Below are 14,538 nucleotides of genomic sequence, written 5' to 3' on the forward strand. Positions count from 1 at the left end.
TGTGTAAACTTATAAAATTTCCCTACCCGCATAGGTCATGAGTCGAGATGTCCTGCTAGTCAAGGCGCACTGGAAATTGCGCTACTTGAGTAGGCAATTTCCAGTTGCAACACAGGATAGCTTGCCATACCAGCTCACCCGAAGGGTGGAAAACTGTGGCAGCAAGAGAAAATAGAAGCAGTAAGTGATTGAATATAGACGCCATACTTCTGCGGCACGGAGTTTTTTTATGAAATATGCGGGATAGAATTCAAGTTATTGAATTTGTAACTCTAGTTCTTTCAGATTTACTCAATGTCCATCAAGGCATTTATATCAGGGGTCATTTGTCAGGTGTAGTTTTTGTCATTGAACAGTGGTAGCAATAGAGAAAGAGTGGGGCTGGCACTCGATTTGTCTTTAAAACCAGCCCTGCCTGCTATTGAATAAGCAAAGTATTTAACACTAACGCATACCGCCTCCTCCACCACCCATACCGCCTCCTCCACCACCCATACCGCCTCCTCCACCACCCATGCCGCCTCCTCCACCACCCATGCCGCCGGCACTGCCTGAGCTGCTGCCACTGGATGAGCCACTTCCTCCGCCCATACCAGAGCCGCCAGAGCTGCTACCGCTGCTCATGCCGCCTCCACCACCCATATCAACCCCATCGTTCATGCCACCATCTCCATAACCGTTACTAAGACCACCGGCACCACCAATCATCTGACCACCTGAGCCGCTGTGGACACCTGTATTCAATCCGTATCCGTGACCTTCAGACCAACCAGAAAGGGAACTTCTCGACGTTGCGGCCTGCATTTCATCGCTACTTATTCCCATTTGCGAACCGTACTGCCCACCAGCGGACCCAGTTGCCATTCCAGAACCATAAGCTGCCTGATCAAGCCCACCAGTCATGCCAAAACCTGATCCTAGGCCAAGTTCACGGCCAACCTGAGACCAGGTAAGACCACCCTCATGCATTACTTCTATATCACCGGTGTTCACTCCAGAGTTTCCTGATAACATTGTGCTTGCCATCGATTCTGCGTTATGCAGGATTTGTTCGGCTTTCATTATTTGGCCGGCCGAACCAGTTGCCTGCATGTCCAGCAGGTGATCCTGAGCCTGATCTGCATTGCTAATGGCATTCATCAGAGTCGAATCTTGTGAATATGCATGCTCCTGCGCTGCATAAAAATCTGAATCAACATCGGCAGGCGAAGTGTAAGCAGGGCCACCTTCTGGGTCAGCCATGACATTTGAGGCCAGAGGGGCAACGGCTGCCAGGGCGATCAATACAGTGCGTAAATACTTTTTCTTCATAGCTTTGCTCCTGAATCTATAAACTCTTTGAGTTACGTTGTAGTTTTTCTGCTCGTTAAGCTTTTCCGGTTCCAAAGAATCGTACTGAGCTTTGTATTTTGAATGTTTTCTTGCCGATTTTTAATTTTTCAGGACCTTGGAACCAACTGACTTGAATTTGGTGCTCTTCTATCTCAGAAAACCTGTCCAGAAGATGTGTTTTGATGCTGTTAGCCCTCTTACGTGCGAGACTCGGATTACCGTTTTCATAAACAACAACCTGAAGAATCTCTTCAGGTCGGTTCACCAGTATTGCACCAATAAGCTTAAGGGATGGATATGATGTGCTGCTGAGTTGGTTTGATGACCTGGACGAATAACGGATTTCTTTCAGGGTGACTGTACGTTTGCCGAGGTAATAATTGCGATAGGAGAAATCACCAAGACTGTTCAGATGATCTGCCGCCCGATTGGCCAGATAACCGGCAGGATATAAGTCGAGATATTTTAACCAGGCATTTTTTTCGTCAACATTCTTTGCCAAAAATTGCAAGGTAAGTCCCCGGTTGTACAGGGCTGACGGATTGGATGGGTATTGCTTTAACACAGAATCATAAAGCTGCAGCGCTTCTTTATATTGGTTCTCCTTGAGTTTAAGATGACCAAGATATAGACGCGACTGTGAGTGATCACTATCCAGTTTTAGAGCCAGGATGTAACTTTTTTTTTCATTTGCATTATCTCCCAACTGACCATAGGCAAGACCTTGCCAGAAGTAATAGTCTTCATCAGGATTAAGGCGAGCAGCTGTCTTGAGGTGCGGAAGGGCCTGGTCATATTTATGTTGGGCCAGCAGGAAGCGTCCGAGATAATAGTGCCCTGACGCGTTGTCTGGGGTTTCCCGAACCGACTTCGCGAATGTCTTAACTCCCTGCTGGTAATCACCCGTAGCCATATAATGTTGGCTTTTTAAAGAGTTACTGATCGAGGCCATATTGCAACCGGATAGTAGTAAGCTGGCCGCTAGTGCAAGCATGATGCTTTTCTGTTTCATTTCATTACCTCTCTTTATCTATAAATTCATAGCCTGGAATTACTAATCACTTAGTAAAATCAGCAATACGTGTGCCAGGGTTAACAGTGAGAGGCTGAAACTACCTATCACGTTGATAATTATTTACATTATCTTTAGAGTCACATTTCTGTCTCCAGATAGACATGATTAACCTGTCCAATATATAGGCATTAAAAAGTTTACTGGTTGAAAACTACTGTCCAAATAAAGGGCATCTGAAACCTCATTGTCCAAATCTTCCCCCATCTGCTCAGACTCTGAATGAAATTGAGAACATCTCAATAGCCTTACGAGGATTGAGAGTTGTGAATTGCCTGATGTATTTCCGTTGCATTCCAGATGAACACATCTACAACGATTTTATAAATCCCTTCGCGAAATCAAACTGTTATGTCCTGCGAATAGTAATTAGAGATATCATGCACAGGCTGGGTTCAATTGGTAACTGGTGGTCGTGGGGTTGTAAAACTTGTCCACCCAAAATAATGTGTGAGAATAGGGCAACGTCAAACACTTTAGAAGGCCGTCAGCTCAAATAGGGGTGGACAAGTTCACTGCGGCGGAAAGTCATGAATAGAATTAAATCAGCACTCATATTTGTGGCAAGGCCGTTCCTGCTAAGTTTGTGCGTAGCTTTTGCCCAATGGCTGCGGCGTGCGAACATAAACCAAGAGGCAGGTAAAGCCATCCTGGGAGAATATCCAAGCGAGAATTACGGTCAGCAGTCTATGGGCAGATTGGTTTCCCACAACCTGTGGAAACTCGATCTGACTGCACCAAAATATGTGAACGTAAGAGAAATGTTTGAGTTTGCCCCTCGCTGAAAAGTCCTCATCCTAACGTATGGAGAATTGAACAAATTACAGCTTGGTTCAACATGATAGCCAGAAACAAACATGGCTGTACAAATATTAGACAGTTTTGGACAGTGTTTGAGTCTTTTCCTGGAGCGGAAGAAATGGATACAGGTAAAAAGTAAATACAAACAGTATTATAGCGTTGTTTTTTGTGCTCTGGCTCGATTTGTGCAAGTCATACTCAAACACATGAGTGATACCCTGGAGATGATATATGACATATTTCAAAGGCACTATAGTTTTCGTACTTATCCTTGCCATTTCATTCCTGCATATGCAAACCGTTCAATCGGAGTATGGGCTGCATATTTTGCACCGTGAGTTGTTTTTTATTCCAATTATCCTGGCTAGCTTTTGGTTTGGTTTACGGCCTGGTCTGGTCGTGGCTTTTGTTGTCTGTATTATATATGCTCCCCTTGTTCTGAATCATGAAGGGCAGCACACCCCATCAATGACCCCGATTATCATGGCACAGCTTGCTATGTATTTACTCGTTTCATTTCTTATTGGTTGGTTGAGAGACAGACAGCAAGGCCAGCATGAAAAACTCGTTGCAGGAGAGCGAGTAACAGCATTGGCAAGAGCCGCAGCCACACTCAGTTTTGAGATCAAGGATGTTGTAAACAGTCTGGATACGATTCATGTTCGGGCTTCAGGTCTAAAGGATGCTAGTGAAGAGGGAAATTTCAAACAGGAAATAAAAAGACTCCATCACCTTGTTGAAATACTCTCACGCTATATACCGGAAGAAGAGCAGCAGGCTCTCTCAACTGACCTCAATACTTTGCTTGAGGCCAGCTATAATCACTATAAGCAAAAGGCCAGAAAAGAAGGAATTGAATTGGTTTTGCAAATGGATCCTGTGGGTTGTCCAACGATGATAGTCAGTGATTCGCTGGAACGTACCATCCACAGTCTTGTTGATAATGCCCTTGAAGTTTCTGAACGTGGAAAGAAGGTATTCCTTCGTTCCCGAAGGGGGGGAGATACCTGTCAGCTGGAAGTAGCTGATGAAGGTAAAGGAGTTTCTGAAAAAGATCTGGACAAGTTGTTTACCCCTTTTTTTACAACCAAAAAACATGGGAGTGGCCTTGCGCTGGCTGCCGGTAGAAAAGTGTTACGAGATCATGGTGGAGATCTTGTTTATGCTTCTGGGTCACCTTCAGGCGCAATTTTCAAAATAATTGTACCACGAGAGAGTGAGCAGAATAACATTGACGAATTTGCGAGGATGAAGCAGTTGGGTTCAACATAATAAAATCATAGTTACATATAGGATCGTTAGAATTATCAAAATAACAGTAAGGAGGCCAATTCCAGATGTTCCTCCTGCAACTAAAATTTTTATGCTGGCCCTATTACATACTTCATCACCGAAGACGACGTTACAATAACCTGATGTGGCATTCGCCCAATAGCATAAGCGATCGCAGGGCTAAGACTATTACTGTATGCAGCTAGTTCTTAGTCTTGAGAAAGTTGATAATGTCCCATACCTCTGTAGGTTCAAGATCATCTTTAAACGATGGCATTTCTCCTCTTCCTTCTTGAATTTTCCAGAAAAAATCTCCGCCAGAATGTGTAGCCAACCGTTTCCTTAAATCCGGAGCGTCTTTACTGAGAGCAATCTCTTTTGCTTTTTGTCCTGTGGCATTTTCACCGTGACAGGCTGCACAGTTGTCCAAATATAGTTCTTTGCCCCTATTAACCGATTCATTTCCATATGGAACTGGATTTTCTATTTTTCCGGCTTTTTGGGGGGCCATCCATTCATGGGCTCCAGTAAGTCCTGCAATGGCTACTGTGGCAATTATTCCCAATACTACCACCTGTATTTTGGGTGAGATCATAGCTCCCTCCGATATTGGTCACGGAATATTTGTAATATGTTGGTTAAGCTTCATATAGAAAAAGTATAAACACTTATCACCATAACGAGTACAGCATTAAACATGTCACTGTTAGCTGTCAACTTGCCACCTAAATACCCCTATAGCAAACTCTGCACCCAGCCTTAATCTTATACTGTACAGATTATTTTTTCACAGTCCAGGAAGACAGGGCTGAAATACCCATTGGAGATCTTCTATGCAGCCTGCCCAAAGAGCATCAGTTAAGTTTTCTGTGAAGTGGAACAGGTTCGTACGTTTTATTCCCGCATCCTTAAACCTGGTGCAGCCATTCTCGACCTGATGAGTAGCCATGACTCCCATCTCCCTCCGGATTTTGTGGATAGTGAAATAACCGGTCTGGGACTGAATAAAACAGAGCTTGCAGCTAATGCAATGCTAACTGACCATGTGGTTCATGATCTTAATTCATCCCCCCTGTTGCCGTTTGATGATAATTGTTTCGATGCAGTTATCTGCACCGTGTCCATCGAGTACCTCACTCAACCATACGAAATCATGATCCAGGTCGCGCGAGTGTTGAGGCCAGGTGGGCTTTGCGCTATAGCAGTCTCAAACCGTTGGTTTCCAGGAAAGCAGATACAACCCTGGAGTCATCTTCACCCATTTGAACGACAAGGTATGGTACTTGGTTTCTTAATACGAAGTGGGTTATTTAAAAACCTGCAAACCGAATCAATCAGGGGTCTCTCCAGACCCATTGATGATAAGCACTATCGAACGACACAACTGTCTGATCCCCTCTTTTTCATATGGGGCATGACTAAATAGTCATCGATCCTGAAACACACCATTCTGGGCAAAATCGAGGCGACTGTCATTTTTACCGCAAGCAAATAATATGATATTATAAGGATAAAATGAAAGTCGCAACACTGAGATGGGAAGGAAGGGTGGATGTAGTGTGGGAACTGAATTGACAGTGAGGAGAACAACCATGACAGACCAAAATCTTACGGGTACACAAGTTACAAAAATGTTTGCGGAACACTTTATTCTGGCAGAAGATGAGTCTCGTATTCAGATTCAGTCATTCTGGGAAAAACAGACTTCCTTGCTGGTATTTGTGAGACATTTCGGGTGAATATTCTGTCGTCAGCAGGTCGCTGAACTGGCAGAAAATGAGCATGCTTTCAGGGAGCGAGGTTTTCGATTGGTGGTTATCGGTAATGGTGGCACACAACACTTCAGGAAGCTGAGGGAAAAGACGGGATACACCGGGGAACTTTACACTGATCCGGAACGTAAAGCCTACAAACTTCTTGATTTCGACTCCGGTATCACGAAAGTGATAGGTTTGAAATCTCTCACAGATGCGACGAAACTCTTATTTTCCGGTACACTACCGGGTTCATTGCAAGGAGATGCGATGCAGTTAGGCGGGGCCGTAACCATCAACACTAAAGGACTAATACTCTATCATTTTAAAGAGAAGATTGCCGGTGACCATCCACCACTTTCCCAGCTCCTGGATACTGTGCACTGAATTTCACAGAGATATATACGTTTTACCTCTGTGAAATTTGACCCAGGCGACACTGGTATTGTATGATGACTGCATGGGCCTAAAAGATTGTTTCCAAAAATAAAAACGCGGTTTGTTCCAAGAAGGTGTAGTGGTAATTTTCAACGTACCGAAGAGGGTGTTCGAAATCTATGCATACTGAAACAGGCAAATAGATAAAAACTGACATTATGTACAGGACTATCCAGCACCATTGTCTTTTATTGTTTCACCATTGCAGAAAAGGGTATACCTCTTTCAAGCAAACCTCAACAAACCATCCAGGCATTGCTGACGAATTAGAATCCTTACGTGTAAACAGGATACATCAAAGGAAGACTTACCTGTTGCGATCAGGGGGCCTGGCCTTCTCTATATTTTTCTCCGTTGTTATTCTCTCTTGCTCCGCATTCGCGACCGACACGGGACAAGTAACTTTACGTCCTTACAATAGAAGTGTCACATTGACCGGCTATACCCAGCCATTCAAACAGATAACAGTATCAAGCGAAATTACCGGTAAATGCATATCTATGCTTGCCGATACAGGTGATAGAATACAAGATAATCGGCTTGTAGCCCGAATTGACTCAACGTTTATCGAACTCGACCTGACGGCAAACCTGCTGGCAAGAGAAGAAGCTGAACGCCAGCTCATCGAGGAAGAGAAAACGCTCGCCAGGTATATGAGCCTCATTGCTCAAAAGTCAACACCACAAGCTCGCCTTGATGAAGTTCGCCTTGCTGCGGATCTTCATAGAATCGCCCAGAAAAAGCTTGATAACGAAAAGGAAAGACTGGAAGAGAAACTTAACCGTCACACAATAACGGCTCCGCCGGGTTGGGTTGTGATAGAGAAATTTATCGATGCTGGAGAGCTGGTTCAGTCGGGCCAGCCTATTGCCCGGCTTGGTGACTTCGGCAGACTTCTCATACCTCTCTCGGTAACCTTTCGAGAACTGCAGTCGCTCTTACGCGCCACTGAACTCAAACTTTATCTCCCGGATATTGAGAAGTATGTTCCGGGTATAATATACACTAGCTCCCCGGTATTCGATCCGAAGACAAGAAAGATTGAGGTGAAAATTCAGGTTGATGCCTCACATTCTGATCTGGCAGGTCATCAACTTAGAGGTGGCATGCGGGCAGAACTGGTAATAGAGAGTCAGACTGTCACACAAACGTTCCTCGTACCGGCAAGTGCCCTTCTCCGCCGCTATGATACACACTGGTTAGAAAAATCGACAGGCGATCTCATCCCGGTAATAGTGCTCGGTATCACAGAAGATGGCAACTCAACGATTATTTCCGGTAAACAGCTTGAAGAGGGCCAGCGTTATCGTAACTCACCCGCCCCGACAACGCCCTCTGGGGAATAGATGCAGAAGCCGATAGAGAGGTTCATATCATTTACCCTCTATCAACGAGTTGCGTTTAATTTACTCTTCGTTATCCTGATTCTGGTTGGCACTTTCACCCTCTTCCATCTGCCTGTTGAACGGTACCCGAATATCGAATTCGGCAAGATGTACATTAACACCTATTTGCCGGGCGCCTCCCCTGAGGATGTCGAAACACTGGTAACCAAGGAAATTGAGAAAGCAATAGATGAGGTGGAAGAGCTCGATTTCGTTCGATCTGTAAGCTATCGAGAACGATCGAATATTGTGATCAAGTTCAACGATAACAGTAATTATAGAGAACGTTTCAACGAAGTCCGGTTACAGGTTCTCTCCATTTTGGACAGACTGCCGAATCTCCCCGAACCACCTGTTTTCAATTTTCTTGACGTAAATGACTGGTTTCCAACAATCAGCGTCAACATTTCCGGAGATGTGTCCAACAGGAGTCTCACGCTTGTTGCCGAGGAACTGAGAATCCCGTTACGCCAGATAGAGGGAGTTAAGGAAGTCAGGCTGACCGGAGACTTCGCCAGGGAATACCATTTACTCATTTCACCTGAGAAAATGAGGAGTCATGGCGCTACTATAGGCCAGGTTATCGATGCTCTTCAGGCAACCAACATCTCAATCCCGGCCGGGCATACAGAGACGCCTTATGGAGAGTTCGTGGTAAAGGTCGACGAGCAATTTCGCGACCAGGCCACCATTAATGATACCGTTATACGTGCGAACAATGACGGATCCTATTTGCTGCTTGGTGAACTACTTGAGGCCGGTTATTTCAGCTACAGGTCCCCTTCAATTATGGCATCAGTCAACGGGTCCGACTGCGTAACACTGCAAGTCCTGAAAAGCTCGACGGGTAATGCACTTGCCATAGCCCGCGATGTTCGCAACCTTATCGGGGAGCTCACCCCCTCCTATGAGGGACAGGGCTTTATATTGACAGTAACACAGGATTCCAGCAGGAAAATTCACGACTCAATACGGGTGCTCGGCGTCAATCTCTTGCTTGGCACGATTCTGGTCTGCCTCATTATCTGGAAATTCATGGGATTGCGCAATGCATGCCTAACCACCATCGGTATCCCCTTTGCGTTTCTGGTGACCATCATATTCATGTATCTCTCCGGCAACTCGATTAATGAAGTCTCGTTATTCGCCTTTGTCCTGGTCTCCGGAATTATTGTTGATGATGCCATTGTTGTCGTCGAAAATATATATAGACACGTTCAATCCGGAGTTTCTGTCAGAAATGCCATCATTACCGGAACCTCTGAAGTGTTCCTGCCGGTTGTTTCAGCGACGCTGACCACAGCCGTTGCCTTTTTACCCATGCTCATCATGACCGGCATGGTTGGGGATTTTTTTGCCATCCTGCCTAAAACTATTACCTTTGCCCTGGCTGCCTCACTCCTTGAATGTTTATTGATCCTCCCCATCCATTACCTGGAATTCGGGCCTGGAATAACTGTTTCAGTCACAGACCCGGATCATGAGGCAAAGGAAGGCCCGATAATGCGTATCGTTCGAAGATCGGTCATGCCCCTGATCGAATTGACCATGCGCCTGAAGTACACAACATTGACTCTCTTGATGCTGGGCTTGGGAGGAGCACTGTTTATCTTCCTGAGTTCACTGCTTGGGTATACCAACCTCATGAGGATTCAGTTCTTCCCTGATAATTACGCCCTTTTCTATGTTGAGCTTACCGGACCGTCAGGAACCCCTCTTAAAACCACCAATAAGCTGGTAGAACAGGTTGCCAGGGAGATTATGGAAGAAGGACCTTCGGTTCATGAGTCGGCCCTTGGATTTGCAGGTTTTTACATAAACGAGGATTTTTCCCCGCAATACGGCAATCATCTCGGTCACGTTGCTGTCACCCTCCCGGATTCAAACAGAAGGAAGTTTACCGACTATCCGACCAATGATGTCATCGCTCACCTTGATTATGTAAGGAAAAAGCTAACTCCGCTTATCCCGGAACACACCAAAATTTCTATTCGCCCGGAAAAGGACGGCCCCCCTTCCGGATCAGACATTACCATTCGGGTCCTTGGCACCGATGAGGACAATATTAAAGCCCTGGCAACACTAATTGAAGACTTCCTCAAGAAGGATCAGACACTTCATCCGTGGCTACAGGAATTGCAAAACGACCTCGGGACCAGCAGTCGGATACTCAGGGTAAAGATTGATAAGGAGAAGGCAGCAGAATACGGCCTGCTGGTTGAGGATGTTGCTCGTCTCGCGGCTACTGCCTTCGATGGTGCATATGTTGGCAAAATGCACCTGGCAGACGAATCAATTGATATCAAGCTCAAATCTGATCTGCCGGAGAACAGCCAGCTGGTAGATGCGCTGGAGGTTCCAATTATCGACAGGGCCGAATCGACAATCAGACTCAGTGATATCTGTTACCCGTCATTTTCTCTGGAACCAGGATACCTGAATCGCTTTCAGAATCAGAGGACAATTACCCTGACGGCAAACATCAGCGCCGGTGCACCCATCTCTACAGCTATGGTGATCAAAAAGACCCGCGCATATTATAAGGAAATAAAAGATCGATTTCCAGGTACTGTAATGAGTTTTGCAGGTGAGCATGAATCAACCCAGGAGTCATTCAGATCCCTGATGTTTGCTTTTGTGATAGCCCTTTTGCTCATTTACCTCATTCTGGCAACTCAGTTCAGATCATATCTCCAGCCGATTATCATTATATCAGCAGTAGTCTTTGCAATTATAGGTGTGATATATGGCACATTTGCTAGCCGTACGCTCTTTACCATTAACAGTTTTGTCGCGGTGGTCGGTGTGACAGGAGTCGTCGTAAACGATTCGCTCGTTCTGGTCGCCTTTCTCAACCAATGTTACCAGCAGGAACAATCACGTCGCAGGGCGATACAGGAGGCAACAGCTATCAGGCTACGGCCAATTCTGCTGACCACTGTTACGACAACCCTTGGACTGCTCCCTATGGCGCTCGGCATACCGGAATACTCAACAATCTGGGGCAGCATGGCCATGACCTTTGTCACAGGGCTCTGTACGGCAACGCTCCTAACGATTATTATCGTTCCGGTCCTCTGGTACATCCTGGTCGGCAGAAACTCCTTACATACAGACACATTGATACACAGGGAGTAATTATGGTTAACATACGTATTGATAGACCCCCGCCTGTAGTGTCTTTCACTATATTTATCTTTAGAAATCAAAATTTGATCTGACAGTTTATAGCCTCAAATCGTAGTCTCATATGACAATTCTATTGTAACTTATCTTTGGAAGCTCTTCTTTGCAGTTGCTCCATCTCTGATTAGTTTCAATGAATTAGTCTGGTCTATCTGCCAGGAAGAAGGTAAACCTTACCAATAGCCTGAAATCTTCTCATTGGCACGACTAATCTTCAACTTGAAACTGGTTAATCCTATACGATTACAAGTTTCCGGTTTCAATTGGCCCAACTTTTTTAAGCCAGGAGCCATCTTGTTGCAAGTATATTGTGGGATCTTCAGCAGGGACCAACTCCTCTCCGTCCTGATCACCGATTGTATAAATCTTTCTATGGTTGACCACTACGCCATTTACGTCGATAAAGCTCTCCTGACTGACTGTAACAGATCGAGAAAGTCTGTTCTTATCGACAACTTCAAATCTTCCTAGTACTTGTTTCATTTTAACTGTATCCAGTCAGAAGCAAATGATTAAAATAGTTTTACACATTTCCCCAAAGACATGGAAGATACAGTAGTTATTAGCGATGGACAACTGTGGTATATATTGGTTTATCGGTAAGCAATTGACTTACACCACCTTTGAAAAGGAATGGTGGCAGGTGTTACAATTGAAAATAATACTCTAGGATCTTGTCATTGATGAATTACTGGGATTGGCAGGTAATACCTCTTAAAATCTGGATACAACTTCAACTTGATATATTTCTTGGCTCGTCTAGCGAATTACACGAGGAATTGGCAATTTGATCTCTCGAGAGTCACTGAAAACCGCCGTAGATAAGCATTTTGACGGATAGTTTAACATTACCAGCAACTTCTGAAGAAAATTAAACTGCTTCTGCACTTCTATGTTCATGCTCATTTTCAGGTGTTAGAAGGGACAGCCCCCAATTTTTTTTCTTTTTAACTTGTCGATACGTCAGTTATGCCGGGCAGAGAGCCTCAGCACTTACTTTTATGCTATAAACACGAATGTGAGTTCGCCTATAGTTCCAGAAATGGAGCAACTTGTTCAGGTGTTTTTGCTGAGAGTACAATTGAGTGCAGGGACGACCTGCACGGGAACGAGGTTAACATGACGATCCTGCCAAGCTATTGATCCTGGCAGGAAATATCTTCGATCCACACTGCACGATACAACAGTGGAGTTGACCAACCGTAAATTATTGTCCAGTGAATAATTCTATACGATTATTAACCATCATGCTGAATCCTTGTGGTCGTGCAAACTATGTGGCTTTTCTGACTGACTGGAAAGTAGTATTTAAAACCCACAAGAGATAATGGTTGCCATTGCCTCATAATTATCGATCTTGGTCCGACTTACCATTTCTTTACTAGAGTTTTCAGATCACAGAGTGTACATATATCACATTGTAGGAGGTTGATAACTGCGGATATATTAATAATGAAAACAACTGTCACAAAAACGTATGTCCAACCCGACAATACCTCACTTTGGGTATGTCCTGAATGTGGTTTTCAGAAAAGTATCCCTATCAATAGATATCGCCATAAAAAGCACCAAATAAAGATTCGATGCAAGTGTAATACTCAGTTTAATCTCTTTCTTGAATTCAGAAGGTTCTTTCGAAAAGATGTCAACCTTGCTGGTGAATGTACGATTATACCCGGAGACGGTGAGAGTAAAAAGGTCATATTGACCGACCTTTCAATGGGTGGAATGTGTATTCAAGTGGGTTGTGCAGAGTTCTTCACAGAAGGCGTTCGAGGAATTGCAATGTTCACCCTTGATGATCGCCATAAAACTGAAGTAATAAAGAAATATGTTGTCAAATCGACTATCGGGAACCGGGTACATTGTGAGTTCTTCAAAGATATAGAATACCAGAAGGAATTAGGCTTTTACTTAAGGAAATAGGCCGATTCTGAATTTATCAATATAAGTACTTGAGAAAACATCATGACACTGACAAAAGCTGATCTTGCAGAAGCCGTTTACAAAGAACATGAAACGATAACCAAGAGGGATGCGGTTAGGGCCGTTGAGTCATTTCTTCGCTTATCAAAAAACATACTCATTGCAGGTGATGATCTGCTTATTAGTGGCTTTGGGAAATTCAACGTGAAGAACAAAAAACCTCGAAAGGGCAGGAATCCGCAGACCGGTGAAGATCTCATATTGGATGCCCGGCAAGTTGTTACTTTTCATCCTTCTGGCTTATTAAGAGCCAAAGTGAATGAAAGCTAATATCACCCATCGTGGTATGAAAGCGAATAGAGAGTTAATGATTTTTGGAGTAACCCTGGCAATCGTGGTGGTCACCATTATCGTCTGGACCCTGAAACCCTGGTGGGCCGGAACGATGTGAGTGCAGGTTTCTTAAAGATCATCCTGAACAACCCCACTCTTTGACTTGCCAATAGTTACACTTTGGGTGGTTAGAGAGTAGTATCTTCCAAAGGTGTTGGTCGAAATGGAGCAACTTCTTGCAAAGACGTGGCTCAAGAGAAACAGGAATAGTCCTAATTTGCGGTTTTGCTTAAACGGTTAACATTGTCAATAACACCCTCTACCATTGCAACAACATGTGTTTCAAAAAAAAACTGACTTGATGGTTTCTGGTACTTGGTCATGTGAGGGTAGCGGAGAGGAGGAAAGTACTGTCATAATGGAGGCAACCTGGACTTTAGTCTTTTAATACGACACTTATAGAGTTACGTAACCACTAATTGTGGGCATGGAAATTTTGACTGAGATGAACTTAACTTCAAGGAATATTATGAGAAAAAAATTATCGTTGTTGATTTGTTTACTGCTTTTATTCCCATCGCTCACCTGTGCTGAATCAATTGCTTCTTTTCCTGAAAATATTGATTCAATGATCCTAGTAAAGCAAAGTGTAATTCCTGGCAAAGATGTAGTGTTGCCAGAAGAGACGCCTCTTTTTTTGCAGGAAACTGTAAAAAAATACAACTGGATTAATAATGGAAAAGGGACAAAACTCAATATTTTTGTTCCTGAGGATAAACTTGAATTGTATAAATCTCATGGGCCTTATCCTGACGGCATTACGGCCGTTGCTATCTATGAAGATCAAGATATTGTCTTTGTTACTGAGCATATGGCCGGTCAACCTCTTTACGGAACTTACAACAGAGACGGTGTAGATATCAGTGATACACATCCATCTTTAAAAATAAAAGCATGTTATCAGTGTCATGAAGGTTATGCCGATATATGTAAAAATGGAACCTGTGCGACTCCAATTATAGAGATTTTTAAGTAATTT

The 14,538-nt window shown here is 44.1% G+C and carries 14 protein-coding genes; 10 read left to right on the forward strand and 4 right to left on the reverse strand.

What is annotated here, in order from left to right; genetic code table 11:
- Nucleotides 1-444 precede the first annotated feature (444 nt).
- Nucleotides 445-1,311, reverse strand: coding sequence for a hypothetical protein (locus tag GA520_RS12045; protein ID WP_205749369.1), 867 nt, complete (start codon nt 1,309-1,311; stop codon nt 445-447).
- Nucleotides 1,312-1,366: 55 nt separating this feature from the next.
- On the reverse strand, nt 1,367-2,344 hold the full coding sequence (locus tag GA520_RS12050; RefSeq protein ID WP_163339846.1) for a tetratricopeptide repeat protein: 978 nt from the start codon (nt 2,342-2,344) through the stop codon (nt 1,367-1,369).
- Between the two features lie 590 nt (nt 2,345-2,934).
- Here GA520_RS12050 and GA520_RS12055 point away from each other — a divergent pair.
- Both GA520_RS12055 and GA520_RS12060 read left to right on the forward strand, forming a co-directional pair.
- Nucleotides 2,935-3,189 carry a hypothetical protein gene (locus GA520_RS12055; protein ID WP_163339845.1) on the forward strand — a complete coding sequence of 85 codons (255 nt, stop codon included), beginning with the start codon at nt 2,935-2,937 and terminating at the stop codon, nt 3,187-3,189.
- Nucleotides 3,190-3,436: 247 nt separating this feature from the next.
- Nucleotides 3,437-4,477, forward strand: coding sequence for an ATP-binding protein (locus GA520_RS12060; RefSeq protein ID WP_163339844.1), 1,041 nt, complete (start codon nt 3,437-3,439; stop codon nt 4,475-4,477).
- A gap of 202 nt (nt 4,478-4,679) precedes the next feature.
- On the opposite strand, the gene GA520_RS12065 is transcribed toward GA520_RS12060, so the two are convergent.
- On the reverse strand, nt 4,680-5,072 hold the full coding sequence (locus tag GA520_RS12065) for a c-type cytochrome (RefSeq protein WP_163339843.1): 393 nt from the start codon (nt 5,070-5,072) through the stop codon (nt 4,680-4,682).
- Between the two features lie 279 nt (nt 5,073-5,351).
- On the opposite strand from GA520_RS12065, the gene GA520_RS12070 reads away from it, so the two are divergent.
- The 4 genes from GA520_RS12070 to GA520_RS12085 all read left to right on the forward strand — a co-directional run bounded on the left by GA520_RS12070 (nt 5,352) and on the right by GA520_RS12085 (nt 11,192).
- Complete coding sequence (locus GA520_RS12070) at nt 5,352-5,903, forward strand: class I SAM-dependent methyltransferase (protein ID WP_163339842.1); 552 nt, start codon at nt 5,352-5,354, stop codon at nt 5,901-5,903.
- Nucleotides 5,904-6,069: 166 nt separating this feature from the next.
- The gene (locus tag GA520_RS12075; RefSeq protein ID WP_263657637.1) at nt 6,070-6,618 is read left to right on the forward strand and encodes a peroxiredoxin-like family protein; all 549 of its coding nucleotides are present in this window, start codon (nt 6,070-6,072) and stop codon (nt 6,616-6,618) included.
- Between the two features lie 482 nt (nt 6,619-7,100).
- A complete protein-coding gene (locus tag GA520_RS12080) occupies nt 7,101-8,015 on the forward strand; it encodes an efflux RND transporter periplasmic adaptor subunit (RefSeq protein WP_163339840.1) in 915 nt (304 codons plus the stop codon).
- The gene (locus GA520_RS12085) at nt 8,016-11,192 is read left to right on the forward strand and encodes an efflux RND transporter permease subunit (protein ID WP_163339839.1); all 3,177 of its coding nucleotides are present in this window, start codon (nt 8,016-8,018) and stop codon (nt 11,190-11,192) included.
- Between the two features lie 291 nt (nt 11,193-11,483).
- Here the strand turns inward: GA520_RS12085 and GA520_RS12090 are convergent, their stop codons facing one another.
- Nucleotides 11,484-11,723: a hypothetical protein gene (locus GA520_RS12090; RefSeq protein ID WP_163339838.1), complete on the reverse strand. Its 240-nt coding sequence runs from the start codon at nt 11,721-11,723 to the stop codon at nt 11,484-11,486.
- Between the two features lie 969 nt (nt 11,724-12,692).
- Between GA520_RS12090 and GA520_RS27165 the strand changes: the two genes are divergently transcribed.
- The 4 genes from GA520_RS27165 to GA520_RS12105 all read left to right on the forward strand — a co-directional run bounded on the left by GA520_RS27165 (nt 12,693) and on the right by GA520_RS12105 (nt 14,535).
- The gene (locus tag GA520_RS27165; RefSeq protein ID WP_163339837.1) at nt 12,693-13,166 is read left to right on the forward strand and encodes a PilZ domain-containing protein; all 474 of its coding nucleotides are present in this window, start codon (nt 12,693-12,695) and stop codon (nt 13,164-13,166) included.
- A 42-nt stretch (nt 13,167-13,208) separates the two neighbouring features.
- The gene (locus tag GA520_RS12095; RefSeq protein WP_163339836.1) at nt 13,209-13,496 is read left to right on the forward strand and encodes an integration host factor subunit alpha; all 288 of its coding nucleotides are present in this window, start codon (nt 13,209-13,211) and stop codon (nt 13,494-13,496) included.
- A complete protein-coding gene (locus GA520_RS12100; RefSeq protein ID WP_255494420.1) occupies nt 13,486-13,617 on the forward strand; it encodes a hypothetical protein in 132 nt (43 codons plus the stop codon). The genes GA520_RS12095 and GA520_RS12100 overlap by 11 nt, the downstream gene beginning before the upstream one ends.
- A 411-nt stretch (nt 13,618-14,028) precedes the next feature.
- The gene (locus tag GA520_RS12105; protein WP_163339835.1) at nt 14,029-14,535 is read left to right on the forward strand and encodes a hypothetical protein; all 507 of its coding nucleotides are present in this window, start codon (nt 14,029-14,031) and stop codon (nt 14,533-14,535) included.
- The last annotated feature ends 3 nt before the right edge of the window (nt 14,536-14,538 follow it).

It is taken from the genome of Desulfopila sp. IMCC35008, from assembly GCF_010646885.2.
GTDB lineage: Bacteria > Desulfobacterota > Desulfobulbia > Desulfobulbales > Desulfocapsaceae > Desulfopila.